Raw genomic sequence first — 25,323 nt, 5'->3', positions numbered from 1 at the left:
TACTCGCAGACAGGGGGCGGATCCGAAGATCCGGCCCCTGACCTGGAGTTCTATTGTCTGCCCGACACCTCGGCCGATCAGGTCCTCAGCCCGTCACACGTTGAAGCGGAACTCCACCACATCGCCGTCCTGCATCACGTACTCCTTGCCCTCCATGCGGGCCTTGCCCTTCGCGCGGGCCTCGGCGACCGAGCCGGTCTCGACGAGGTCGGCGAAGGAGATGACCTCGGCCTTGATGAAGCCCTTCTGGAAGTCGGTGTGGATGACTCCGGCGGCCTCGGGGGCGGTCGCGCCCTTCTTGATCGTCCAGGCGCGGGATTCCTTGGGGCCGGCCGTCAGGTACGTCTGGAGGCCGAGGGTGTTGAAGCCGACGCGGGCGAGGGTGGCGAGGCCCGGCTCCTCGGCGCCGACCGACTCCAGGAGCTCCATGGCGTCCTCCTCGTCGAGCTCGGCGAGGTCCTGCTCCAGCTTGGCGTTGAGGAAGATCGCCTCACCGGGGGCGACCAGCGCGCGCTGCTCGGCCTTGAACTCCTCGTCGGTCAGCTCGTCCTCGTCCACGTTGAAGACGTAGAGGAACGGCTTGGTGGTGAGGAGGTGCAGGTCGTGGAGGAGCTCCTCCTTGCCGGAGCCCTGGGCGATGCCCATCGAGAAGAGCGTGTCGCCCTTCTCCAGGATCTCCTTGGCCGCCTCGACCGCCGCGACCTTCGGGACCACGTCCTTCTTGATGCGCGACTCCTTCTGGAGGCGCGGCAGGACCTTCTCGATGGTCTGGAGGTCGGCGAGGATCAGCTCGGTGTTGATCGTCTCGATGTCGTCCTTGGGCGAGACCTTGCCGTCGACGTGCACGACGTTCTCGTCCTTGAAGGCGCGGATGACCTGGCAGATCGCGTCGGACTCGCGGATGTTCGCGAGGAACTTGTTGCCCAGGCCCTCGCCCTCGCTGGCGCCGCGCACGATGCCCGCGATGTCGACGAAGTCGACGGTGGCCGGAAGGATCTTCTGCGAAGCGAAGATTTCGGCCAACTTCGTGAGGCGGGCGTCCGGGACGCCGACCACGCCGACGTTCGGCTCGATCGTGGCGAACGGGTAGTTGGCCGCCAGCACGTCGTTCTTGGTCAGGGCGTTGAACAGGGTCGACTTGCCGACGTTGGGCAGGCCGACGATTCCGATCGTGAGCGACACGTTGCGACTTCCCGTACGAGAGGATGGGGGCTGGGCTGGGACTGCGTGGGCCCGGATCCATGTTCTTTGTACGGGCCGATCCCCCAGTCTACGGCGTGCGCGGCCCCGCCCCGGCGGGGTATCGAACGCTTGGCCAAGGTTGACCAAGGTCCGCCCAACCGCGTGTCTGAAGGGCTATTCCACACATAAACCGACCTAAGTTGGTCCAGTGGAGCAACACAGGACGCGTCCCCCCCAGCAGAGACCTCGACGCGGCACGCCTTTTCCGGCACAGGCCGGGCGAGGGGCGGCCGTCGGCGTACGGCGGGGTGCGTCCGCTGCCCGGCGGTCCGCGCCGCCGCTGGTCCAGGCCGTACGGCGGATGCCGAACCCCCGGCTGACCGGGCTCGGCAGCGGGCTGTTCGCCGGTGCGGCGATGTTCGCGCTCGGCTGCCTCGACCAGCTGCTGTTCGGGGCCTCGCTCACGGTGTACGGGTTGCTGTTCCTGCCGGTCTGCGCGCTGACCGGCCTGTGGGTGCGGCGCGGCGACCTCGTGACGGCGCCCGTCGTCGTCCCGATCGCCTTCGCCTTCGGACTGCTGCCCGTCGCCGACGGGGGCGGCGGGCTCGGGGGCCGCGCCATGGGGCTGGCCACCGCGCTCGCCACACAGGCGGGCTGGCTGTACGGCGGGACGCTGGTCACCGGGCTCATCGCGACCGTGCGCAAGGTGCGGCTGATGAGCCGCCGGGCGGCCCAGCGGCGGGCCCAGCAGGCCGCCGGGCAACCGCGGCGGCGCCCGGTGTGACACAGGGCCGCCGGCAGCACTCCCTGCCGGCTACGCCTTCTGCGCCGCCCGCATCGCCGCTCCCACGATCCCCGCGTTGTTCTGCAGCTGGGCCGGGACGATCTCCGCCTTGATGCCCTCGATCAGGGGCAGGAACTTCTGGGCCTTGCGGCTGACGCCGCCGCCGACGATGAACAGCTCCGGGGAGAAGAGCATCTCGACGTGGGCGAGGTACTTCTGGACGCGGCGCGCCCAGTGCTCCCACGTCAGCTCGTGGTCGTCCTTGGCCTTGGTGGAGGCGCGGGTCTCCGCGTCGTGGCCGTTGAGCTCCAGGTGGCCCAGCTCGGTGTTGGGGACCAGCTCGCCGTCGACGAAGAGGGCGCTGCCGATGCCCGTGCCGAAGGTGAGCAGCAGGACCGTGCCGCGGCGGCCCTGTCCGGCGCCGAACTGCACCTCGGCGACGCCCGCCGCGTCCGCGTCGTTGAGCACCGTTACCGGGAGCCCGCCGATCCGCTCGCTCAGCAGGGCACGCGCGTCGGTGTCGATCCAGCCCTTGTCGACATTGGCGGCGGTGCGGATGGTGGAGCCGCCGGTGACCACTCCGGGGAACGTGATGCCCACCGGGCCGGCCCAGCCGAAGTGGCCGACGACCTCCCGCACGCCGTCGGCCACCGCGTCCGGGGTCGCCGGGTGCGGGGTGAGCACCTTGAAGCGCTCCTGGGCCAGGTCGCCGCGGTCCAGGTCCACAGGGGCGCCCTTGATCCCGGATCCGCCGATGTCCACGCCGAAGATCTGCATGGCACCACGTTACGACGTACGACTGACAGTCACTCCGCGGAGGGTGCCGTCCCCGTGCGCTCCGCCACCAGGGCCGCCGCCTCCGCGCGCAGATCGCGGCGCAGTTCCTTGGGCAGCGAGAAGGTGATGGACTCCTCGGCCGTCTTCACCGTCTCGACGTCGCCGTAACCGCGCTCGGCCAGCCATTCCAGTACGCCCTCCACGAGGACGTCCGGGACGGAGGCGCCGGAGGTCAGGCCGACCGTGGTGACGCCCTCCAGCCAGGCCTCGTCGATCTCGGCCGCGAAGTCCACCAGGTGGGCGGCGGGGGCGCCCGCGTCCAGGGCGACCTCGACCATGCGGATCGAGTTCGAGGAGTTCTTGGAGCCGACCACGATGACCAGCTCGGCGTCCTCGGCGAGCTTCTTCACGGCGAGCTGACGGTTCTGCGTGGCGTAGCAGATGTCGTCGCTCGGCGGGGAGATGAGCTGGGGGAACTTCTCCTTCAGCGCGTCGACCGTCTCCATGGTCTCGTCGACCGAGAGGGTGGTCTGGGAGAGCCAGACGACCTTGGAGGGGTCGCGGACCTCGACCTTGGCGACGTCCTCGGGGCCGTCGACCAGGGTGATGTGGTCGGGCGCCTCGCCGGAGGTGCCGATGACCTCCTCGTGGCCCTCGTGGCCGATGAGGAGGATGTCGAAGTCCTCGTTCGCGAAGCGCACGGCTTCCTTGTGGACCTTGGTGACCAGCGGGCAGGTCGCGTCGATGGTGGCGAGCTTGCCTGCGGCGGCCTCGTCGTGGACGACCGGGGCGACACCGTGCGCCGAGAACATCACGATGGCCCCCTCGGGGACCTCCGCCGTCCGCTCGACGAAGATGGCGCCCTTCTTCTCCAGGGTCTGCACGACGTACTTGTTGTGCACGATCTCGTGGCGGACGTAGATCGGAGCCCCGTACTGCTCGAGGGCTTTCTCGACGGCGATCACGGCGCGGTCCACACCCGCGCAGTAGCCACGGGGAGCGGCGAGCAGGACACGGCGGCCAGGCGAAGCAGTCATGCGAACCATCGTAAGGCCGCGCCCGGCAGGTCAAAGATCGCCTCCTTGGGGAGACTGGGCAGGAGCTGGGAGGGGTGGGGCCAGGCACGACTCTCGGGAGGCAGGATGTCCGACACGCAGACCACCCCCGGCACCGCGGACGCCACCGGGGCCGCAGGCGGGCTGCGGCGCAGTCTGGGCTTCCGGGACCTGGTCGTCTACGGGCTGCTGTTCATCGCGCCGATGGCTCCGGTCGGGGTCTTCGGGACGCTCGACGCCAAGTCGCACGGCGCGGTGGCGCTGGTCTACGTCGTCGCCACGGTGGCGATGGCGTTCACCGCATTCAGCTACGCGCAGATGGTTCGTGTGGTCCCCCAGGCCGGCTCGGTGTTCGCCTACGCGCGCGTGGCGCTCGGCAGGGAGGCCGGGTTCGTCGCGGGATGGATGGCGATGCTGGACTACCTCCTCATCCCGGCGGTGGCCTACCTCTTCTCCGGGATCGCGATGAACTCCCTGGTCCCGGGCGTCTCGCGGTGGGTGTGGACCGCGCTCGCCGTGCTCGTCACGACGGCCCTGAACCTGTGGGGCGTGCGGATGGCCGCCCGGGTGGGCTTTCTGGTGCTCGCCATGGAGATCGTCGTCCTGGTGGTCTTCGTCGTGTCGGCGGTCGTCGTGCTCGCGCGCGACGGGGCCGAGCGCGGCTGGCTGTCGCCGCTGTCGGGGGACGGCTCGCAGGGGGCGTTCGCGCTGTCGGCGGTCTTCGGCGCGGTGTCGGTCGCCGTTCTGTCGTATCTCGGCTTCGACGCGATCGCCTCGTTCGCCGAGGAGGTCACCGGCGGTTCGCGGAAGGTGGCGCGGGCGGTGCTGTTCTGCCTGGCGCTGGCCGGTGTGCTGTTCGTGGCGCAGACGTATCTGATCGCGCTTCTGGAGCCCGTGTCGTCGGCGCGGCTCGCCGCCGAGCCGGTCCGGCAGGGCTCCGCGTTCTACGACACCGTGAACACGTCCGTCGGCTCGTGGCTGCACGACCTGGTGGCCGTGAGCAAGGCGATCGGCGCGGCCTTCGCGGCGCTCGCCGGACAGGCCGCGGCCGGGCGCCTCGTCTTCGCGATGGCCCGCGACCGACGGCTGCCGCGCGCCCTGTCGAGGACCGACTCCGGGGTGCCGCGGGCCGCCCTGCTGACGGCGGCGGTCATCACGCTGGTCGCCGCGGTGTGGGCGGCTCGGCGCGACGACGGCATGGACCACCTGGTGTCGGTGGTCGACATCGGCGCGCTGACGGCCTTCACGCTGCTGCACGCGAGCGTGGTGGGGTGGTTCGCGGTACGGCGCCGGGGTGGGCCGGTGGTGTGGTGGCGGCACGTGCTGATGCCTGTGGTCGGCGCCGCGATCACCGTCGCCGTGATCGTGGAGGCGTCGGGCACCGCGCAGGTGGTGGGGGCGGTCTGGCTCGCGGTGGGGCTGACGGTGCTGGTCGTTCAGCGGGGGCGGCCGGCACCCCCCGTATCGGCCTGAACGCTCTCGTGCCCGAACGCCGGACGGGCTGTGGCCCCCTCCTGTCGGTGGCGGCCACTACGCTCGGCGCATGGCTCTCAACACGTCCGCGGACGCCCCGCTGCCCGTCGGTGAGGTGTCGCGGCTCATCGGGGGATGGATCGACCGGCTCGGCGCGGTGTGGGTCGAGGGGCAGATCACCCAGTTGTCGCGGCGCCCCGGCGCGGGCGTCGTCTTCCTGACGCTGCGCGACCCGTCGTACGACATCTCCGTGAGCGTGACCTGCTACCGCCAGGTGTTCGACGCGGTGGCCGACGTGGTGAGCGAGGGCGCGCGGGTCGTCGTCCACGCGAAGCCGGAGTGGTACGCGCCGCGGGGGCAGCTGTCGCTGCGGGCCGTCGAGATAAAGCCGGTGGGTGTGGGTGAACTGCTCGCCCGGCTGGAGCAGTTGAAGAAGTCATTGGCCGCTGAGGGGCTCTTCGCGCCGGAGCGCAAGAAGCCGCTGCCGTTCCTGCCGCAGCTGATCGGGCTCGTCTGCGGGCGGGCGTCCGCGGCCGAGCGGGACGTGCTGGAGAACGCGCGGCACCGTTGGCCCGCCGTCCGCTTCGAGGTGCGCAACGTCGCCGTGCAGGGTGTGCACGCGGTGCCGCAGGTCGTGCAGGCGGTGAAGGAGCTGGACGCGCTCGACGAGGTCGACGTGATCGTCGTGGCGCGCGGCGGCGGCAGCGTGGAGGACCTGCTGCCGTTCTCCGACGAGCAGCTCGTCCGGGCGGTCGCGTCCTGCCGTACGCCGGTCGTCTCGGCGATCGGGCACGAGCCGGACAACCCGCTGCTCGACCATGTGGCGGACCTGCGGGCGTCCACGCCGACCGACGCCGCCAAGAAGGTCGTGCCGGACGTCGGCGAGGAGTCCGAGCGGGTGCGGTTCCTGCGGGACCGGGCGCGGCGCTGCGTCCAGTCGTACATCGACCGCGAGGAGCGTGGTCTCGCGCACGCGCTGGCCCGCCCCTCGATAGAGGATCCGCACCGGATGGTGGACGAGCGGGCCGACCATGTCGCCTCGCTGATCGACCGCGGGCGGCGCACCCTCGGGCATCTCCTCGACCGCGCCGACTCCGAGCTGACGCACACCCGCGCGCGCGTGGTGGCCCTCTCCCCCGCGGCGACCCTCCAGCGGGGGTACGCGGTGCTCCAGAAGGCCGACGGGCACGTGGTCCGGGACCCGGCCGAGGTGGCTCCGGACGAGACGCTCAGGGCGCGGGTCGCCGAAGGTGAATTCACTGTACGAGCAGATGCATAGGGTGGGCGGATGACCAGCAAGGTGGACGAGACGCTCGGGTACGAGCAGGCGCGGGACGAGCTGATCGAGGTCGTACGCCGCCTGGAGGCGGGCGGCACGACCCTTGAGGAGTCCCTCGCCCTCTGGGAGCGCGGCGAGGAGCTGGCCAAGGTGTGCCGGCACTGGCTGGAGGGCGCGCGGGCGCGGCTCGACGCGGCGCTGGCGGAGGAGGAGCCGGACGGCGCGGACGACGACTCCGAGTGACCCTCTGAGTCGCCTTCGCCCGGACGAACGCCTAGGAAGGGGCCCTACGGGGTCCCTTTCGTCGTTCCCGCCACCTCCGTCGCCTGTGAAGAGGATCACCATCGGCTGATTTTGGTTGAACCTTAAACCTCATCGCCGTAATGTCGGTACTGCCAGCCGATCCCCCCGGATCCGACGCACATCTGGAGAAGGTTCCTTCATGTCTCTCGTTCTTGACCCCGCCGCCCAGGACCTGCTGTTCCGCGAGGCCCGCACCGCGAACACGTTCACCGACGAGCCGGTGACCGACGCGCAGGTGCAGGCGATCTACGACCTGGTCAAGTACGGCCCGACCGCCTTCAACCAGTCGCCGCTGCGCATCACCCTGGTCCGCTCCGCCGAGGCCCGCGAGCGCCTGGTGAAGCACATGGCCGAGGGCAACCAGCCGAAGACCGCCACCGCCCCGCTGGTCGCGATCCTCTCCGCGGACAACGAGTTCCACGAGGAGCTCCCCGCGCTGTTCCCGCACTTCCCGCAGGCCAAGGACATGTTCTTCGCCGAGCGCCCGGCCCGTGAGGGCGCCGCTTCGCTGAACGCCGCGCTGCAGGCCGCCTACTTCATCGTCGGCGTCCGCGCCGCCGGCCTCGCCGCCGGCCCGATGACCGGCCTCGACTTCGCCGGTGTCCAGAAGGAGTTCCTGGACGACGACCACACCCCGCTGATGGTCATCAACATCGGCAAGCCGGGCGAGGACGCCTGGTTCCCGCGCTCCCCGCGCCTGGACTTCGACCAGGTCGTCACCACGGTCTGAGTCACCGCGTAGACACATGAGGAGGGCCCCCGGCGCGCTGCCGGGGGCCCTCCTCATTGCGTCCACGCGGTGTGTCACGTCGTCTTGGCGGACTCCGCCTTCAGGGACTCGGCCATCTTCGCCAGCTGCGCGAACGAGCCCGTGCCCGCCACCACCGTGGTGGAACCCTTGGCCTTCAGGACGAGGGCGTCGTACCGGCCGCCCGCGTAGCGCTGCCATGTCCGGTCGCCGATCCGCTCGGTGGCCTTCGTCTCCTTGGCGCCCCCGCTGGCCGTGTCGATGAACACGGTCGGCTTCTGCGTGGACTGCTCGATCGCCACGTACTCGCCGTCGGGAGCGTGGAAGCCGAGGTGCCAGGCGTCGAACGCGGAGCCGTCGAACCGCACGGACGTGGCCTTCCACGTCCCGGGCAGGCCTTCGGGCGCCGCCACGGGATAGGACGCGGCGCGGCGTGCCGTGAGCAGTTCGACGCGGTAGTCGACGCGCTTGACGTCGGGGGTACCGCCCTCGTCGTGCGGAATGAAGACGTAGATGACGCTCGCCATGAGCGTGATGACGCCCAGCGAGAGAATCATGTTCCGGACGCTCTGCTTGCCTTTCGTACCTGCCACGTGCCTATCGTCGCAGGTGCAGTGGTCTGCTCATCCGTGGGGCCCCCTGCTCATTTTGTCTGCCTGACGATAGAGTCGGGGCCATCACCCTCATCCGGCCGTCGCCGTATCAGAAAGGTGCGTCTCGATGACCGAGCATCATCAGCTGCCGTCCGAACTCGAGGTCTCCCCGGAGGCCCCCGACCGCAACCTCGCCCTGGAACTCGTCCGCGTCACCGAGGCCGCCGCCATGGCCGCGGGCCGCTGGGTGGGCCGCGGGGACAAGAACGGCGCCGACGGCGCCGCAGTGCGGGCCATGCGGACCCTCGTCTCCACCGTCTCGATGAACGGCGTCGTCGTCATCGGCGAGGGTGAGAAGGACGAGGCCCCGATGCTCTTCAACGGGGAGCGCGTCGGTGACGGGACCGGTGCCGAGTGCGACATCGCCGTCGACCCGATCGACGGCACCACGCTCACCGCGAAGGGCATGACGAACGCGATCGCCGTGCTCGCGGCCGCCGACCGCAGCACCATGTTCGACCCGTCCGCCGTGTTCTACATGGACAAGCTGGTCACCGGCCCCGAGGCCGCGGACTTCGTCGACATCAACGCGCCCGTCGCGGTGAACATCCGCCGGGTCGCCAAGGCCAAGAACTCCTCCCCCGAGGACGTCACCGTCGTCATCCTCGACCGGCCGCGCCACGACGGGATCATCAAGGAGATCCGCGAGACGGGCGCCCGCATCAAACTGATCTCCGACGGCGATGTCGCGGGCTCGATCCTGGCGCTGCGCGAGGGCACGGGCATCGACCTGCTGCTCGGCATCGGCGGTACGCCCGAGGGCATCATCTCGGCGTGCGCCGTGAAGTGCCTGGGCGGCACCATCCAGGGCAAGCTGTGGCCCAAGGACGACGAGGAGCGCCGGCGCGCCGTCGACGCGGGCCATGACCTCGACCGGGTCCTGTTCACGGACGACCTGGTCTCCGGCGAGAACGTGTTCTTCGTCGCGACCGGCATCACGGACGGCGAGCTGCTGCGCGGCGTGCGCTACCGCGCCGAGACCGCCACGACCGACTCGATCGTGATGCGCTCCAAGTCGGGCACGGTGCGCCAGATCACCTCGGAGCACCGGCTGAGCAAGCTGCGCGCGTACAGCGCGATCGACTTCGACCGCGCCAAGTAGGCGCGGGCACGGCCGGGTTCGAGGCCGTGGTCGTACACGAGTGGGGCGCCCCCTGTGCGGAGGGGGCGCCCCACTCGCGTACGGACTATCCGGCGGCTGCTATCTGGCCCGAGGTGCGGGCCTTCTGCATTTCCAGTTCGCGGCGGCGGCGCCTGGCGAGCACGACGCGGCGCTCGGCGGCGGTGAGGCCGCCCCACACGCCGTAGGGCTCAGGTTGCAGCAGCGCGTGTTCGCGGCACTCGACCATCACCGGGCAGCGGGCGCAGACGCGCTTCGCCGCCTCCTCGCGGGACAGACGGGCCGCGGTGGGCTCCTTCGAAGGGGCGAAGAACAGGCCGGCCTCATCACGCCGGCACACGGCCTCCGTGTGCCATGGCGCTTCCTGATCCCTGTCCCGCACTGGCGCCCGCTGGGCCGGAACGGCAGCTACCTGCAGGGACTGATGCGGCGGTTGCAGCACGGTCTACTCCTGACGACGGCTTAGCGAGCGTGCCGGGCGCCGCGGGAAGTCCACAGCGCCCTCCAAGAGACGATGCAGCAAGCCCTACCCGCTGTGCGCGCGCCTATGCACTGAGTTCCGAAGAGCGGAGCGACTCATTCGAATCCGGGCCCGTTGGACCGGACCTGAGCCGGCTCCGCGCGCCGCTTCGGCCGCCGGGACGACGTCAGGATGCCGTCCGAACACCGTTCGGATTCACAAGCGTCAACGGTCGAGGTGTTTGCGCAAACTCCGGTCCACCCGGTCCGCGACCCGGTCGAGGATGTCCGCGACGAGCTTGCCCCGCTTGGGCTTCGCCTCCACGTTGCCGAGGACGGCCAGCCCGTCCACGTACACCACGGGGGCCTCGGGGTCGCCCGAGTCCAGCGTGTCCACCTCGAAGTTGCCGAGGACGCCGCCGCCGCTGCCGCGCAGCGAGACGTTCTCCGGGACGCGCACGTCGATGTTGCCGAAGACCGAGATCGCCTTGATGACGACCTGCTGGTACTCGAAGATCGCCTCGCTGAGGTCTATCTCGACATTGCCGAAGACGGCGTACGCGTGGATACGGCGTCCGGCGCGATAGCGGCCCTTGCGCATCGCCGTGCTGAAGACCGCCACCACGTTCTCGTCGGCCTCCACCGGGATCGCGCCCGGGCTGGGGCGGTTGGGCACAGCTCCGTAGGCGGGTGTCGCGCGGCCCGCGTGGGCGGCGGGCAGGTCCCGTACGAACGGCTCCAGCTCGCCCACGGTCTTGGCCGCCAGCACGCCCTCGACCCGCTCGGCGTGCTCCTCCGCGGTGAGCCTGCCCTCCGCGAGGGCGTCGCGCAGGATGTCCGCGACGCGGTCGCGGTCGGCGTCGGAGCAGCGCCAGTCGGCGGGCTCGGCCGGCACGGCGGGCCGGCCGCCGGTCGACGGGTCGGTCCGGCTGTCGGTCGGGGCGGGGCTCTTGTGAAGGTCCACGGCAGCAGCGTACCCAAACGCGATAGATCGCGACCAGGGGTGTGGACGACGAAACCGCGCAGGCCCCGGACGGCGAACTGAGCCTTACCTCACAAGCTCCCCGTCCGTCGCAGGTTCTACGCTGGTGAGCGCTGCCAATGGGTGCCGGCCACCGGTGAGAGAGCACAGGCTTCTGCGCTCCGGAGGCGAACCGAGCCCGAAAAAGCTGTCTGTCAGAGTGAGGAATGGGCGAGATGCCTGAGTTCGCGTACACCGATCTGCTCCCCCAGGGAGAGGACACCACCCCTTACCGGCTGGTGACCTCCGAGGGTGTCTCCACCTTCGAGGCCGACGGGCGGACGTTCCTCAAGGTCGACCCGGAGGCGCTGCGCAAGCTCGCCGCCGAGGCCATCCACGACATCCAGCACTACCTGCGCCCGGCGCACCTCGCCCAGCTGCGCCGCATCATCGACGACCCCGAGGCGTCCGGCAACGACAAGTTCGTCGCCCTGGACCTGCTGAAGAACGCGAACATCGCGGCGGCGGGCGTGCTCCCCATGTGCCAGGACACCGGCACGGCGATCGTCATGGGCAAGCGCGGACAGAACGTCCTCACCGAAGGTGAGGACGAGAAGGCCCTGTCCCAGGGCATCCACGACGCGTACAAGAACCTGAACCTGCGCTACTCGCAGATGGCTCCCCTCACCATGTGGGACGAGAAGAACACCGGCTCCAACCTTCCGGCGCAGATCGAGCTGTACGCGACCGACGGCGGCGCCTACAAGTTCCTCTTCATGGCCAAGGGCGGCGGCTCCGCCAACAAGTCCTTCCTCTACCAGGAGACGAAGGCGGTGCTCAACGAGTCCTCCATGATGAAGTTCCTGGAGGAGAAGATCCGTTCGCTGGGCACGGCCGCCTGCCCGCCGTACCACCTGGCCATCGTCGTCGGCGGTACCAGCGCCGAGTACGCCCTGAAGACCGCGAAGTACGCCTCCGCGCACTACCTGGACGAGATCCCGTCCGAGGGCTCGGAGCTGGGCCACGGCTTCCGGGACAAGGACCTGGAGGAGAAGGTCTTCGAGCTGACGCAGAAGATCGGCATCGGCGCGCAGTTCGGCGGCAAGTACTTCTGCCACGACGTACGTGTCGTCCGTCTTCCGCGGCACGGCGCGTCCTGCCCGGTGGCGATCGCGGTGTCGTGCTCCGCCGACCGCCAGGCCGTCGCGAAGATCACCGCCGAGGGCGTCTTCCTGGAGCAGCTGGAGACGGACCCCGCGCACTTCCTCCCCGAGACCACGGACGAGCACCTCGACGAGGCGGGTGACGTCGTCAGGATCGACCTCAACCAGCCGATGGACGACATCCTCGCCGAGCTGACCAAGTACCCGGTCAAGACGCGGCTGTCGCTGAACGGGCCGCTGGTGGTGGCCCGCGACATCGCCCACGCCAAGATCAAGGAACGCCTTGACGCGGGCGAGGAGATGCCGCAGTACCTGAAGGACCACCCGGTGTACTACGCGGGCCCCGCCAAGACGCCCGCGGGCTACGCTTCCGGCTCCTTCGGCCCCACGACCGCCGGCCGCATGGACTCCTACGTCGAGCAGTTCCAGGCGGCGGGCGGCTCCAAGGTGATGCTGGCCAAGGGCAACCGCAGCAAGCAGGTCACGGACGCCTGCGACACGCACGGCGGCTTCTACCTGGGCTCCATCGGCGGACCCGCCGCCCGGCTCGCCCAGGACTGCATCAAGAAGGTCGAGGTCGTCGAGTACGAGGAGCTCGGCATGGAGGCCGTCTGGAAGATCGAGGTCGAGGACTTCCCGGCGTTCGTCGTCGTCGACGACAAGGGCAACGACTTCTTCCAGAACCCGGCCCCCGAGCCGACGTTCACGCACATCCCGGTGCGCGGACCCGGACTGGCCTAGTCGGGCTGCTCCGGTCGCGTCACAGCCGCTCCCCCGGGTTGAAATACATCAGCCCGGGGGTGTGCTGTATCCGTCATGAGCGACTACCGCATCGAGCACGACTCCATGGGCGAGGTCCGCGTCCCCGCCGACGCCAAGTGGCGGGCGCAGACGCAGCGGGCCGTGGAGAACTTTCCCATTTCCGGTCAGCACCTGGAACGGGCGCACATCGAGGCGCTCGCGCGGATCAAGGGCGCCGCCGCCAGGGTGAACGCCGAACTGGGGGTGCTCGACAAGGACGTCGCCGAGGCCGTGCAGGAGGCGGCCGGAGAGGTCGCCGAGGGACGGTGGGACACGCAGTTCCCCGTGGACGTGTTCCAGACCGGCTCCGGGACCTCGTCCAACATGAACACGAACGAGGTCATCGCCACGCTCGCCACCGAGCGGCTCGGCAGGGACGTACACCCCAACGACCATGTGAACGCCTCTCAGTCGAGCAATGACGTGTTCCCGTCCTCGCTGCACATCGCGGCCACCGCGGCCGTCACCCGGGACCTCATTCCCGCGCTGGAGCACCTCGCGGCCTCCCTGGAGCGCAAGGCGGAGGAATTCGCGGACGTCGTGAAGTCGGGGCGTACGCATCTGATGGATGCCACGCCCGTGACGCTGGGGCAGGAGTTCGGCGGATACGCGGCGCAGGTGCGGTACGGGGTGGAGCGGCTGAACGCCTCGCTGCCGCGGCTGGCCGAACTGCCGCTCGGGGGGACGGCGGTCGGGACCGGGATCAACACCCCGGTCGGATTCTCCGCGGCCGTCATCGCCGAGGTCGCCCGGGCCACCGGGCTGCCGCTCACCGAGGCCCGCGACCACTTCGAGGCGCAGGGGGCCCGGGACGGGATCGTGGAGACCAGCGGGCAGCTGCGGACCATCGGGGTCGGGCTGACCAAGATCGCCAACGATCTGCGCTGGATGGCCTCCGGGCCGCGGACCGGCCTCGCGGAGATCTCCCTGCCCGACCTCCAGCCGGGTTCGTCGATCATGCCCGGCAAGGTGAACCCCGTCATCCCGGAGGCCGTGCTGATGGTCGCGGCCCAGGTGACCGGGAACGACGCGACCGTGGCCGCCGCCGGAGCCGCCGGGAACTTCGAGCTCAACGTGATGCTGCCGGTCATCGCGAAGAACGTGCTGGAGAGCATCCGGCTGCTCGCCAACGTCTCGCGGCTGCTCGCCGACCGGACCGTCGACGGGATCGTCGCGCACCGCGAACGGGCGCGCGAGTACGCCGAGTCGTCGCCTTCCGTGGTCACGCCGCTCAACAAGTACATCGGGTACGAGGAGGCCGCCAAGGTCGCCAAGAAGGCGCTCGCGGAGCGGAAGACCATCCGTCAAGTCGTCCTGGAGGGCGGGTACGTGGACCGCGGCGACCTGACGTCGGAGCAACTGGACGAGGCTCTTGATGTCCTGCGGATGACGCACCCGTAACGTCATTCGTCCCCGGGTGCGAACCATGACGCGCACTGCAGCGTCGTATGCCTGTGGCACCTAATATCTGGCCATGACAGACGGTGGAGCGGTGAGTCGAGTGGAAGCGGGCGGGTCGGCGGCGTACTGGGCCCCCGGAAGCCAGATCCTGTGGCGGTACCGGGAGAACGCCGGTGCGCGCTTCCATATCTGCCGCCCCGTGACCGTGGTCCGGGACGACGACGAACTGCTCGCGGTGTGGATGGCCCCCGGCACCGAGTGCGTCAAGCCGGTGCTCGCCGACGGTACACCGGTGCACGGGGAGCCGCTGGAGTCCCGCTACACGAAGGCTCGCACCGTGCAGCGGGGCCGCTGGTTCGGCACCGGCGTACTGAAGTTGGCGCGGCCCGGTGAGCCGTGGTCGGTGTGGCTGTTCTGGGAGCCGGGCTGGCGTTTCAAGAACTGGTACGTGAACCTTGAGGCGCCGCGCCTGCGTTGGGAGGGCGGCGTCGACTCCGAGGATCACTTTCTGGACATCGCCGTGGCCCCCGACCGGAGTTGGCACTGGCTCGACGAGGACGAGTTCGCGCAGGCGCAGCGGGCCGGACTGATGGATACTCAACTGGCCCGGCGGGTAAAGGAGGCGGGGCAGTCGGCCGTGGAGGTGATCCGCGCCTGGGGCCCGCCGTTCTCGGAGGGCTGGCAGCACTGGCGCCCGGATCCCGCTTGGCCTGTACCGTCCCTGCCGGACGACTGGGACCGTACGCCCGCGCACGTGTCCTCATGAGACCCTTGATGCGCCCCCGTGGGACAACCGTAGGATCGTCCTCCGCAAGGGCGCACAGGAGTAACTCCCGCAGCATGCGCTGAGCTTGACCATATGTCACCGAGGGGCGGCAGGACGTGAGCGAGGGGTACGAGGGCCACGGCGGTGCGGCCCGCACACGGCCGGGCGGGCCGCACCGGCCCGCGCCGGTGTCCGGTCCGAAGCCGGGGACGGCGACCGGCCCGGCATCGGGCAGGGCGACCGGTCCCGAGTCGGGCCCGCAGTCGGGCCCGCAGTCGGGCCCGACGGCCCGCCGGGCGACCGGTCCGACGACGGCGTCCGCGCTGCCGAGAGCCGGCCGCGGACCTGTCGAGGCGCAGATTCCGTTCCTGGGGCACACATTCCGGGTATCGGGGCTGCGGGACGAACTGCGCGCCCGGCGCGCAGCCCCGGACGGACGGATTCGACACGCGTGACGGAGCACCCCACAGCGCATGAGCGCCCGCAACCCGGCGCCGGCCGACCCGCTGCCCCCGCGGACCCCCGCGGGGCGCTCCTGCGTCCCCCCGAACAGCCGCCTCGGGTCACCGGGGCCGCCGCGTTACCCCATCAGGCCCGCACCGGTGACGGCGTGACGCCCCCGGCCCCGGCGGCCCGTACCGGCGACGCACCCAACGGCCCGGGCACCGCCATGCCCTGCGGCAAGCGCTCCTCCGACACCGGCGCGGCCACGCCCGCTCCCGCCGCGGGCGCGGAGCACTCCCAGCCCTCGGCGACCGAGCCCGACCCGCACCGTCCGCGTCCGGCGCCGGAGAGCATCCCGCTCCAGCAGGGCGCCGAGAAGGAGCGGCCGACGGCCACGCCCGCCGGCACGGACCGGCGCACGGGTCAGGGGCTGCCGCCCGCCGGCCCGATGCCGATGCGCCGCGACGGGGACCGGCTGCGCTTCGTGGGCGCGGCGACCCGGCGGATCGCCCGCGGCATCGACCTCGACGAGATCGTGATGGGTCTGTGCCGGGCCACCGTGCCGACGTTCTCGGACGCGATCCTCGTCTATCTGCGGGACCCGCTGCCGGTCGGCGACGAGCGGCCCACCGGCCCCGTCGTGCTGCGGCTGCGGCGTACCGACCGGATCCCCGAGGAGCGGGACACCGAGGGCGGCTTCATGCCCGCGCTCCAGGTCCAGCCCGAGCACTCCGAGCTGTCCGCGCTCACCGCCGAGCTGTGCGAGGTGCGGCCCGGCGGGGCGCTCAACGAGGTGCTGCGCGGCGTACGGCCGGTGTTCGCGGACGCGCCCGCCGCCCGGGCCGCGCTGCCCGAGCTGCTCGGCGACCGGATGCCGGTGCCGGACGGCCAGCGCGCCATCCTCGCGCCGCTGCGCGGCCGCCGCCGGGTGATCGGCGCTGCGCTCTTCCTGCGCCGCCCGGAGCGGCCCGCCTTCGAGACCGACGACCTGCTGGTCGCCGCCCAGCTCGCCACGCACAGCGCGCTCGGCATCGACAAGGCGGTGCTGTACGGCCGCGAGGCGTACATCGCCGACGAGCTCCAGCGCACGATGCTGCCCGAGACGCTGCCGCGCCCGACCGGCGTGCGGCTCGCCTCGCGCTACCTTCCGGCCGCCGAGACGGCCCGGGTGGGCGGCGACTGGTACGACGCGATCCCGCTGCCCGGCAGCCGTGTCGCCCTCGTCGTCGGCGATGTCATGGGCCACTCCATGACCTCGGCCGCGATCATGGGTCAGCTGCGCACCACCGCGCAGACCCTCGCCGGTCTCGACCTGCCGCCGCAGGAGGTGCTGCACCACCTCGACGAGCAGGCCCAGCGCCTCGGCACCGACCGCATGGCCACCTGCCTGTACGCCGTCTACGACCCGGTCTCGCACCGCATCACCATCGCCAACGCCGGCCATCCACCGCCGGTCCTGCTCCACCTGGGCGGCCGCGCCGAGGTGCTGCGGGTGCCGCCGGGCGCCCCCATCGGGGTCGGCGGCGTCGACTTCGAGGCGGTGGAGCTGGACGCCCCCGCCGGTGCGACCCTGCTCCTCTACACCGACGGTCTGGTCGAGTCCCGGCTGCGCGACGTGTGGACCGGCATAGAGCAGCTGCGCGAACGGCTCGCCGCCACCGCCCAGTTGACCGGACCCGACCATCCGCCGCCGCTGGAGGCGCTGTGCGACGAGGTGCTCGACATGCTCGGCCCGGGCGACCGGGACGACGACATCGCGCTGCTCGCCGCCCGCTTCGACGGGATCGCGCCGAGCGATGTCGCGTACTGGTTCCTGGAGCCGGAGGACGCGGCCCCCGGCCGGGCCCGGAAGCTGGCCCGGCGTGCCCTGTCCCGCTGGGGCCTCGAGGAGATGAGTGACTCCGTGGAGCTGCTCGTCAGCGAGGTCGTGACCAACGCCGTGCGCTACGCGACCCGGCCGGTCACGCTGCGGCTGCTGCGCACCGACGTGCTGCGCTGCGAGGTCGGCGACGACGTCCCGCAGCTGCCGCGGCTGCGCCAGGCGCGTGCGACGGACGAGGGCGGGCGCGGGCTGTACCTGGTGAACAAGTTGGCCAGACGGTGGGGCGCGACCCGGCTGAGCACCGGCAAGGTGGTCTGGTTCGAGCTGAACCGGATCCCGGCGGTGAACGAACGCCCCTAGCAAGGGGCTGGGGCCCGGAACGGCTCGGGCCCCAGCAACCGCACACACGAAGAGGGCGCCCGGTGACGCACCGGGCGCCCTCTTCACGCGCTCACTGATCGTTCGGCTCGACCGGATCCTCCGGCAGCCCGTCGGTCAGGGTGGGCGTCGGTGTTCTCGTCGGCGTCCTGGTGGGCGTCGGCGTTCTGGACGGCGTCTCGGACGGCGACGGTGCCTCGGACGTCGACGGTGCCTGAGTCGTCGGTTCCTCCGAGGTCGGCGTCGACGACGGCGTCTCGCTCGGCTTGCGGGTGAACGTCGGCGTCTCGGTGGGCTCGACGGCCGCGCCCTGCGTGGTGTCCAGCGTGAACTTGGTGGTCCTGGTGTCCGCGCTGAAGGTGTACGCCGCCCAGATCTGGGCGGGGTAGCCACCACCGTTGATACGGCCCACACCCGGGATCAGACCTGTCGCGCCCTGCAGCGAGACCTGGGCGTGCGACTTGGGGTTCTCGCCGAACAGGCCGACCGAGGTGACAAGGTTCGGCGTGTAGCCGGTGAACCAGGCCGACTTGTTGTTGTCGGACGTACCCGTCTTGCCCGCGACGTGCTGGCCGTCACGGTTGGCGGCCTGCGACACCGACACCCGGGCCGTACCGTCGTCGACCACACCGGTCAGCACGGAGGTGACCGTGTCGGCGGCCTCCTCGCTGATGACCTGCTCACCGACCGCGGACGGGAAGGTCACCGTGTGGTCCTTGTGCTCCGCCGACGCGACGACGGCCGGGGTGACCTTCCTGCCGTGGTTGTCGAGGGTCGCGTAGACGCCCGCCATCTCCAGGGGGCTCGCGCCCATGGTGCCCAGGGTCTGCGCGGGCACCGCCTGCAGTCCGTCGACGTCCATACCGAGCTCGCCCGCGGTCTTCAGCACGTTGTCCATGCCCACGTCGACGCCCATCTGCGCGAAGACGGAGTTGATGGACGCGTTCATCGCCCGCTGGACGGTGACGTTGCCGTAGTCCGTGTCGTCCTCGTTGGGCGGCGAGAAGGCGATGTCGCTGCCCTTGACCGGGCGGCCGCTCGTGCCGTCGTAGATCGTGTTCGCCGTGATCGCCCGGTCGTCCTGCGTCTTGGCTCCCTGGTCCAGCGCCGCCGCGAAGATCAGCGGCTTGAAGGTGGACGCGGGCTGGTAGTCCCGCCGGGTCGCGTTGTTCGTGAAGTGCTTCAGGTAGTCCACGCCGCCGTACAACGCCACGACCTTGCCGGTCTTCGGGTCCACCGAGGCGGCTCCGGCCTGCACCGCGTCGTCGACCTTGCGCTTCTTGCCGTTCAGCTTGCTCGTCAGCTTCGCCTTGACGGACTTCTCGAGCTGCGCCTGCTTCTTCTTGTCGATGTTCAGGGTGATGGTCCAGCCACCCTGGTCGACGAGCGCCTTGGCGTCGTTGATGTTGGCGGCCGTGCCCTGGGTGACGAGCCGCTTCGCCAGCGCGTTGTTGGCCGCCTCGACCATGTAGCCGATCTGACCGCCCATACCGGCGGAGCCCTTGGGGTCCTTGGGCTTCGGGAACGTCATGGCCTGGCGCTTGGCCGAGTCCAGCCAGCCCTCCTCGACCATGTTGTTCAGTACGTAGTTCCAGCGGTTCTTCACCAGCCGCTTGCCGGTAGGAGTGGCGGAGGAATAGTCGTACTGGCTGGGGGCCTGGAGGAGCGCCGCGAGGTAGGCGCCCTGCGAGACGCTGAGCTTCTTCGCGTCGACCTGGTAGTACGCCTGCGCGGCTGCCTGGATGCCGTACGCGCCGCGGCCGTAGTAGCTGGTGTTGATGTAGCCCGCGAGGATGTAGTCCTTGGACTTCTGGCGGTCCACCTTGAGCGAGATGACCAGTTCCTTCAGCTTGCGCGTGACGGTCTGGTTCTGGGTCAGGTAGTAGTTCTTGACGTACTGCTGAGTGATCGTCGAGCCACCCTGCTTGCCCTTGCCGGACAGGGTGTTGAGCAGACCGCGGGCCGTGCCCCTGAAGTCGATGCCGGCGTCCTTGTAGAAGGACTTGTTCTCGGCGGCGACGAAGGTCAGCTGGACCTTCTTCGGGACCTTGTCCAGGTCGACGATCTCGCGGTTGACGTCGCCCTCGCGGGTGAGGGTGGAGCCGTCGCTGTACTTGTAGACGTTGCTCTGCAGCTGCGCGGCCGCGTTGCCGGGGGGTATGTCGATCCACAGGTACAGCGCGACGAAGGCGCCCATGCCGAGCAGGAGCATGCCGAAGAACGTGCCGAGGATCTTCTTCCAGGTGAAGAACCGGCGTATGCCCTTCTTCGCCCCAGCCTTGCCGCCGGCCGCCGCCGCACGGGACTCGGCCCGGGTTCCGGCTCGCGTTCCGCTGCCGGCGGCGGTTCCGGTTCCCGTCGCGGTCCCGGTTCCGGTTGCGGTCGTGCTTCCGGCTGCGGTTCCGGCTCCGGACGAGCGCTTGGGCGCCGCGCGGCGGCCACCGCGCTGCCGCGCTCGTCTCTCTTCCGCTCGTCCCATGGGTCCGATCCGCTCCGCTTCGTCCTCGTGTCGCGATCACGTGTCGCGTTCGTACTTGTGCGTCGCTCAGGTCAGCTCAGAAAACTAACACCGCGCGATATGACAAAGGGCCGCCGATCCGGTCTTTTGCGGACGTGAGAATCAGCACCTGTCGTCAGGGCAACCCACTCCTGCCCCCTACGAAACCGACGATCGAAAGGCATCGAAGGTTGCCGAGGCGGGTAAAGTGATATCACTAAGATAGATGCTTGATAGCCGACGAACCGGGGGATCATCACCATGACCACGCACGACTCCGCACCCGCCGCCGACGTACCCGAGATGCCCGCCCCACGTGTGCGGGAGTTCGCCGCGCACAGCATCGGCGGCGGGCTCGCGCTCTTCCTCGGCCTGCTCGGGCTGCTGGCCACCGTCGGACTGCTCGCGACCGCCTCCGCGGTCACGGCACCCGGCGCCAAGGCCGCGCTGATCGTCGGCGGCATCCTGGTCTTCCTCGCCGCCGTCATCGCCATGCGCGGGCTCAACACCGTGGCCCCGGGCGAGGCCCGCGTCGTCCAGCTCTTCGGTCGCTACCGGGGGACGATCCGGCAGGACGGCCTGCGCTGGGTGAACCCCTTCACCTCGCGCACCAAGGTCTCGACCCGCGTCCGCAACCACGAGACCGCCGTCCTCAAGGTCAACGACGCCTACGGCAACCCGATCGAGCTCGCCGCGGTCGTGGTGTGGAAGGTCGAGGACACCGCGCAGGCCACCTTCGAGGTCGATGACTTCCTGGAGTTCGTCGCCACGCAGACGGAGGCGGCCGTAAGGCACATCGCCATCGAGTACCCCTACGACGCCCACGACGAGGGCGGTCTCTCGCTGCGCGGCAACGCCGAGGAGATCACCGAGAAGCTCGCCCTCGAACTGCACGCGCGCGTGGAGGCCGCCGGTGTGCAGATCATCGAGTCGCGCTTCACGCATCTCGCGTACGCTCCCGAGATCGCCTCCGCGATGCTCCAGCGGCAGCAGGCCGGGGCGGTCGTGGCGGCACGGCGGCAGATCGTGGACGGCGCGGTCGGGATGGTCGAGGCGGCGCTCGCCCGGATCACCGAGCAGGACATCGTGGAGCTGGACAACGAGCGGAAGGCGGCCATGGTGTCGAACCTGATGGTGGTGCTGTGCGGGGACCGCGCGCCGCAGCCCGTCCTGAACACGGGCTCCCTCTACCAGTGACGGCTCCCTCCGAGGGGCCGGACTCCCGGCCCCAGCGGCGGCCGCAGCAGCGCAAGCAGGTGTTGTTGCGGCTGGACCCGCTCGTCTACGACGCGTTGGCCCGCTGGGCGGGGGACGAGCTGCGGTCCGCCAACGCGCAGATCGAGTTCCTGCTGCGGCGGGCCCTCGGCGACGCCGGGCGCCTTCCCGGCGGGGCCGGGCCGATTCCCCGGCGGGGGCGGCCGCCGGCTTCCGAGGAACCCGGGGAGTAGGGGGCCGGCAGGTATTTCGCCCCCTCCGCCCCTGCCCTTCCCGTTGTCCTGGGGGCTGCGCCCCCTTTCCCCCGCTTTCGGCCTGGACGGCCTCGTCCTCAAACGCCGGACGGGCTGAACGGCTGTTGCTCACCTGTGACAAAGGGGTCTGACCTGCGGGCCCGCACTCCCCGTTCCCGTCTATCCGCGCTGTGTATACGCCAGGTGTATACGCCGTATGTACAGTGCTCCCATGTCCATCGGTCACACTCTTCTCGGGCTCCTGGAGTCCGGGCCCCGGCACGGTTACGACCTGAAGCGGGCCTTCGACGAAAAGTTCGGTCACGACCGGCCGCTGCACTACGGCCAGGTCTACTCGACCATGTCCCGGCTGCTGAAGAACGGTCTCGTCGAGGTCGACGGGATCGAGGCAGGGGGCGGGCCCGAGCGCAAGCGGTACGCCATCACCGAGGCCGGCATCACCGACGTACAGCGGTGGCTGGCCACCCCGGAGAAGCCCGAGCCCTACCTGCAGTCGACGCTCTACACCAAGGTCGTCCTCGCGCTGCTCACGCACCGCGACGCGTCCGGGATCCTCGACACGCAGCGCTCCGAGCACCTGCGCATGATGCGCATCCTCACCGACCGCAAGCGCAAGGGCGATCTCGCGGACCAACTGATCTGCGACCACGCCCTGTTCCACCTGGAGGCCGACCTGCGCTGGCTCGAACTGACCGCCGCCCGTCTCGACAAGCTCGCCGAGGTGGTGGTCCGATGACGACACATCCCGCTGGTTCCCTGCTCGCCGCCTCGGGTCTGCGCAAGGTCTACGGACCGACGGTCGCGCTCGACGGTGCCGAGTTCTCCATCCACCCCGGCGAGGTCGTCGCGGTGATGGGTCCCTCGGGCTCCGGGAAGTCGACCCTGCTGCACTGTCTCGCCGGGATCGTGCCGCCCGACTCGGGCTCGATCACGTACGACGACCGGGAGATGGCCGGGATGAGCGACCGGGAGCGCAGTGCCCTGCGACGCAGCGACTTCGGGTTCGTCTTCCAGTTCGGCCAGCTGGTACCGGAGTTGACCTGCGTCGAGAACGTCGCGCTGCCGCTGCGGCTGAACGGGACCGGGCGCAAGGAGGCCGAGCGCACCGCCCTGTCGTGGATGGAGCGCCTGGAGGTCGACGACCTCAAGGGCAAGCGGCCCGGTGAGGTCTCCGGCGGTCAGGGGCAGCGCGTGGCCGTGGCCCGCTCGCTGGTCACCGCGCCGCGGGTGCTGTTCGCCGACGAGCCCACCGGCGCCCTCGACTCGCTCAACGGCGAGCGGGTGATGGAACTGCTCACGGAGGCCGCCCGGTCCACCAACGCCGCTGTTGTGCTCGTCACGCACGAGGCGCGGGTGGCCGCGTACTCCGACCGCGAGATCGTCGTACGCGACGGGAAGTCCCGGGACATGGAGCGCGTCGTATGAGGGTTCCTCAGGGGGCTCGCGATCTGGCCATGGGCGTGCGGTTCGCGTTCACCGGCGGCCGCGAGGGCTGGGTGCGGGCCGTACTCACGGCGGTCGGCGTCGGTCTCGGCGTGGCGCTGCTGCTGCTCACCACGGCGATACCGAGCGCGCTGCAGTCACGGCACGACCGCGAGACCGGCCGCAACGACTTCACGTACGGCACGAAGCACGAGCAGAAGTCGGACCGCACACTGCTCGTCGCCGACGCCCAGACCACCTTCCGCGACAAGGACGTCCGCGGGCGTCTGCTGCAGGCCGAGGGAAGCCGGCCGCCGCTGCCGCCCGGCGTGGCGAAGCTCCCGGCGCCCGGCGAGATGGTCGTCTCCCCCGCGCTCGACCGGCTGCTGAAGTCCGACGACGGCAAGCTGCTGCGTGACCGGCTGCCCTACCGCGTGACCGGCACCATCGCCGACGCCGGTCTGGTGGGCCCGCACGAACTCGCCTACTACGCGGGCAACCAGGATCTCCAGGCAACCGCGGACAGCACCGGTCGGATCGAACGCATCGGCTCCTTCGGCGTCAAGCGCGAGTCCGAGGCGATGGACCCGATCCTGGTGCTGCTGATCCTCATCGTCTTCGTGGTGCTGCTGATGCCGGTCGGCGTCTACATCGCCGCGGCCGTCCGCTTCGGCGGCGAGCGTCGCGACCGCAGGCTCGCCGCGCTGCGGCTGGTCGGGGCCGACGGGGGGATGGCGCGACGGATCGCGGCCGGCGAGGCGATGGCAGGAGCGGTGCTGGGCCTTGTGCTGGGCGCCGGATTCTTCCTGCTGGGGCGTCAACTCGCCGGGCAGATCACGCTGTTCCAGATCAGCGTGTTCCCCAGCGACCTCAACCCGACGCCCGCGCTGGCCGCGCTGATCGTCCTCGCCGTGCCCGCCGCCGCCGTCGCGGTGACGCTCTTCGCGCTGCGCGGAGTCGTCATCGAACCGCTCGGCGTGGTGCGCACCGCCAAGCCCTCGCGGCGCCGGCTGTGGTGGCGGCTGCTGCTGCCGCTCGGCGGGCTGGGACTGCTGTACCCGATGATCGGCATGGGCCGGGACAACGGGGACTTCAACCAGTACATGGTCACCGGTGGTGTCATCCTGCTGCTGATCGGCGTCACCGCACTGCTGCCGTGGGTGGTCGAAGCGGTGGTCGCCCGGCTGAACCCCGGTGGCGTCGCCGGCCAACTTGCCATCCGCAGACTCCAGTTGAGCAGCGGCTCGGCTGCCCGCATGGTCAACGGCATCGCGGTCGCGGTGGCCGGCGCCATCGCCCTGCAGATGCTGTTCGCCGGGGTCGAGGGCGACTACTCCAAGGATTCGGCGAACGACCTCACACGCGCCCAGATGGAGGTCTACGTACCGCAGGGCATGTCCCCGACCGATGCCGGAGTGCAGTTCAGCCGCACCAAGGGCGTGCGCAGCGCGACCACGGTCTCCTACGGCGAGCTGAGCAACCGGCGCAAGGACCCCGGATCCACCGCGCACGTCTCCGTCGGCACCTGCGAGGCGCTGCTGGAGGTGGCGAAGCTGCCCGCCTGCCACGACGGCGACGTCTTCGCCGTACAGGCACTCGACGACACCGATACCCCGAAGATCTTCCGGGCGGGCCGGACGGTCTACTTCGACCCGTCCTACAAGGACCAGCCCAAGGGCGCGGAAGTCGCCTGGACGGTGCCGCACGGCGTGAAGCAGGCGCAGACCCGCACCTCACCCACGGGCGGCGAGACCTGGGGCGTCCTCGTCACACCGAGCGCGCTGCCGGCGAAGGTGAAGCCGACCCTGTACGGGCAGGTCTATCTCCGGCTCGACGACTCGGTGCCGGACGCGAGCGAGTACGTACGCAACACGGCGGCCCGCATCAATCCCATGGTCGATCCCATGACCTGGACGCCGAGCGAGGAGTCCCAGCGGTTCACCTCCATCCGCACCGGCCTGTTCGTCGGCGCCACCTGCGTCCTCGTACTGATCGGGGCGAGCCTGCTGGTCTCCCAGCTGGAGCAGCTGCGCGAGCGCCGCAAGCTCCTGTCGGCCCTGGTCGCCTTCGGCACCCGGCGCAGCACGCTGGGGTTGTCGGTGTTCTGGCAGACCGCGATCCCCGTCGCACTCGGCCTCGCTCTGGCGTTGGCAGTGGGGCTGACCCTTGGTTCGGTCCTGTTGAAGATGACGAGCACACCCGTGCGGGTGGACTGGTCGAGCGTGCTGGCGATGACCGGCATCGGCGCCGGCGTCGTCCTGCTGGTGACGGCCCTCAGCCTGCCGCCGCTGCTGCGGCTGATGCGGCCGGAAGGGCTGCGCACGGAGTAGCAGGGCCGGTCGGCCTCTCCCCGTCCGGGAGAGGCC

General features: G+C 70.4%; 22 protein-coding genes. 15 read left to right on the top strand and 7 right to left on the bottom strand.

All coding sequences use genetic code 11. The annotated features are described in order from the left end of the window. Positions 1-93: 93 nt before the first annotated feature. Complete coding sequence (ychF, locus tag ABZS97_RS12810) at positions 94-1,182, bottom strand: redox-regulated ATPase YchF (protein ID WP_356136777.1); 1,089 nt, start codon at positions 1,180-1,182, stop codon at positions 94-96. Between the two features lie 361 nt (positions 1,183-1,543). Here ychF and ABZS97_RS12805 point away from each other — a divergent pair, with 361 nt between their 5' ends. Further along, positions 1,544-1,966, top strand: coding sequence for a DUF6542 domain-containing protein (locus ABZS97_RS12805; protein ID WP_356136774.1), 423 nt, complete (start codon positions 1,544-1,546; stop codon positions 1,964-1,966). Between the two features lie 30 nt (positions 1,967-1,996). On the opposite strand, the gene ppgK is transcribed toward ABZS97_RS12805, so the two are convergent. Both ppgK and ABZS97_RS12795 read right to left on the bottom strand, forming a co-directional pair. Next, positions 1,997-2,743, bottom strand: a complete 747-nt coding sequence (gene ppgK / locus ABZS97_RS12800) for a polyphosphate--glucose phosphotransferase (RefSeq protein ID WP_356136772.1) — start codon at positions 2,741-2,743, stop codon at positions 1,997-1,999. 29 nt (positions 2,744-2,772) lie between these two features. Then, entirely contained in the window at positions 2,773-3,789 is a 1,017-nt protein-coding gene (locus ABZS97_RS12795) for a 4-hydroxy-3-methylbut-2-enyl diphosphate reductase (RefSeq protein WP_356136770.1), read from the bottom strand. A gap of 96 nt (positions 3,790-3,885) precedes the next feature. On the opposite strand from ABZS97_RS12795, the gene ABZS97_RS12790 reads away from it, so the two are divergent. The 4 genes from ABZS97_RS12790 (at position 3,886) to ABZS97_RS12775 (ending at position 7,583) form a co-directional block, all read left to right on the top strand. Further along, positions 3,886-5,271, top strand: coding sequence for an APC family permease (locus ABZS97_RS12790; protein WP_356136768.1), 1,386 nt, complete (start codon positions 3,886-3,888; stop codon positions 5,269-5,271). Positions 5,272-5,341: 70 nt separating this feature from the next. Further along, positions 5,342-6,550 (top strand): exodeoxyribonuclease VII large subunit, encoded by a 1,209-nt coding sequence (gene xseA / locus ABZS97_RS12785; RefSeq protein ID WP_356136766.1) that lies wholly within the window; start codon positions 5,342-5,344, stop codon positions 6,548-6,550. A gap of 9 nt (positions 6,551-6,559) precedes the next feature. Then, positions 6,560-6,793, top strand: coding sequence for an exodeoxyribonuclease VII small subunit (locus tag ABZS97_RS12780; protein ID WP_356136764.1), 234 nt, complete (start codon positions 6,560-6,562; stop codon positions 6,791-6,793). A gap of 199 nt (positions 6,794-6,992) precedes the next feature. Beyond that, the gene (locus ABZS97_RS12775) at positions 6,993-7,583 is read left to right on the top strand and encodes a malonic semialdehyde reductase (protein ID WP_356136762.1); all 591 of its coding nucleotides are present in this window, start codon (positions 6,993-6,995) and stop codon (positions 7,581-7,583) included. Positions 7,584-7,657: 74 nt separating this feature from the next. Here the strand turns inward: ABZS97_RS12775 and ABZS97_RS12770 are convergent, their stop codons facing one another. Further along, the gene (locus tag ABZS97_RS12770) at positions 7,658-8,194 is read right to left on the bottom strand and encodes a DUF4245 domain-containing protein (protein ID WP_356136760.1); all 537 of its coding nucleotides are present in this window, start codon (positions 8,192-8,194) and stop codon (positions 7,658-7,660) included. A gap of 127 nt (positions 8,195-8,321) precedes the next feature. Here ABZS97_RS12770 and glpX point away from each other — a divergent pair, with 127 nt between their 5' ends. Further along, positions 8,322-9,356 (top strand): class II fructose-bisphosphatase, encoded by a 1,035-nt coding sequence (glpX, locus tag ABZS97_RS12765; protein WP_356136758.1) that lies wholly within the window; start codon positions 8,322-8,324, stop codon positions 9,354-9,356. A gap of 85 nt (positions 9,357-9,441) precedes the next feature. Here glpX and ABZS97_RS12760 read toward each other — a convergent pair whose 3' ends face one another. Then, positions 9,442-9,816: a WhiB family transcriptional regulator gene (locus tag ABZS97_RS12760; RefSeq protein WP_356136756.1), complete on the bottom strand. Its 375-nt coding sequence runs from the start codon at positions 9,814-9,816 to the stop codon at positions 9,442-9,444. Positions 9,817-10,059: 243 nt separating this feature from the next. Further along, positions 10,060-10,728 (bottom strand): DUF1707 domain-containing protein, encoded by a 669-nt coding sequence (locus ABZS97_RS12755; RefSeq protein ID WP_356136849.1) that lies wholly within the window; start codon positions 10,726-10,728, stop codon positions 10,060-10,062. Between the two features lie 302 nt (positions 10,729-11,030). On the opposite strand from ABZS97_RS12755, the gene ABZS97_RS12750 reads away from it, so the two are divergent. The 4 genes from ABZS97_RS12750 (at position 11,031) to ABZS97_RS12735 (ending at position 17,551) form a co-directional block, all read left to right on the top strand. Further along, positions 11,031-12,698 (top strand): fumarate hydratase, encoded by a 1,668-nt coding sequence (locus ABZS97_RS12750; RefSeq protein WP_356136754.1) that lies wholly within the window; start codon positions 11,031-11,033, stop codon positions 12,696-12,698. 75 nt (positions 12,699-12,773) lie between these two features. Beyond that, complete coding sequence (locus ABZS97_RS12745; protein ID WP_356136752.1) at positions 12,774-14,159, top strand: class II fumarate hydratase; 1,386 nt, start codon at positions 12,774-12,776, stop codon at positions 14,157-14,159. A gap of 73 nt (positions 14,160-14,232) precedes the next feature. Then, complete coding sequence (locus ABZS97_RS12740) at positions 14,233-14,925, top strand: DUF402 domain-containing protein (RefSeq protein ID WP_356136750.1); 693 nt, start codon at positions 14,233-14,235, stop codon at positions 14,923-14,925. 451 nt (positions 14,926-15,376) lie between these two features. Next, the gene (locus ABZS97_RS12735; protein ID WP_356136748.1) at positions 15,377-17,551 is read left to right on the top strand and encodes a SpoIIE family protein phosphatase; all 2,175 of its coding nucleotides are present in this window, start codon (positions 15,377-15,379) and stop codon (positions 17,549-17,551) included. 91 nt (positions 17,552-17,642) lie between these two features. Here the strand turns inward: ABZS97_RS12735 and ABZS97_RS12730 are convergent, their stop codons facing one another. Then, positions 17,643-20,048: a transglycosylase domain-containing protein gene (locus ABZS97_RS12730; RefSeq protein WP_356136746.1), complete on the bottom strand. Its 2,406-nt coding sequence runs from the start codon at positions 20,046-20,048 to the stop codon at positions 17,643-17,645. 279 nt (positions 20,049-20,327) lie between these two features. On the opposite strand from ABZS97_RS12730, the gene ABZS97_RS12725 reads away from it, so the two are divergent. The 5 genes from ABZS97_RS12725 to ABZS97_RS12705 all read left to right on the top strand — a co-directional run bounded on the left by ABZS97_RS12725 (position 20,328) and on the right by ABZS97_RS12705 (position 25,287). Then, positions 20,328-21,263, top strand: a complete 936-nt coding sequence (locus tag ABZS97_RS12725) for an SPFH domain-containing protein (protein WP_356136744.1) — start codon at positions 20,328-20,330, stop codon at positions 21,261-21,263. Next, on the top strand, positions 21,260-21,514 hold the full coding sequence (locus tag ABZS97_RS12720) for a hypothetical protein (RefSeq protein ID WP_356136742.1): 255 nt from the start codon (positions 21,260-21,262) through the stop codon (positions 21,512-21,514). Before ABZS97_RS12725 ends, ABZS97_RS12720 begins: the two co-directional genes overlap by 4 nt. A 232-nt stretch (positions 21,515-21,746) precedes the next feature. Continuing rightward, positions 21,747-22,271: a PadR family transcriptional regulator gene (locus tag ABZS97_RS12715; RefSeq protein ID WP_356136740.1), complete on the top strand. Its 525-nt coding sequence runs from the start codon at positions 21,747-21,749 to the stop codon at positions 22,269-22,271. Next, positions 22,268-22,960, top strand: coding sequence for an ABC transporter ATP-binding protein (locus ABZS97_RS12710; RefSeq protein WP_356136738.1), 693 nt, complete (start codon positions 22,268-22,270; stop codon positions 22,958-22,960). Before ABZS97_RS12715 ends, ABZS97_RS12710 begins: the two co-directional genes overlap by 4 nt. Next, on the top strand, positions 22,957-25,287 hold the full coding sequence (locus ABZS97_RS12705) for an FtsX-like permease family protein (protein WP_356136736.1): 2,331 nt from the start codon (positions 22,957-22,959) through the stop codon (positions 25,285-25,287). Before ABZS97_RS12710 ends, ABZS97_RS12705 begins: the two co-directional genes overlap by 4 nt. Positions 25,288-25,323: the final 36 nt, after the last annotated feature.

This window comes from Streptomyces sp. NPDC005485, from assembly GCF_040606085.1.
In the GTDB taxonomy this organism is placed as follows: Bacteria; Actinomycetota; Actinomycetes; order Streptomycetales; family Streptomycetaceae; genus Streptomyces.
Note: the sequence above shows the minus strand (reverse complement) of the source record. Positions and strands in the feature narration are given on the sequence as shown.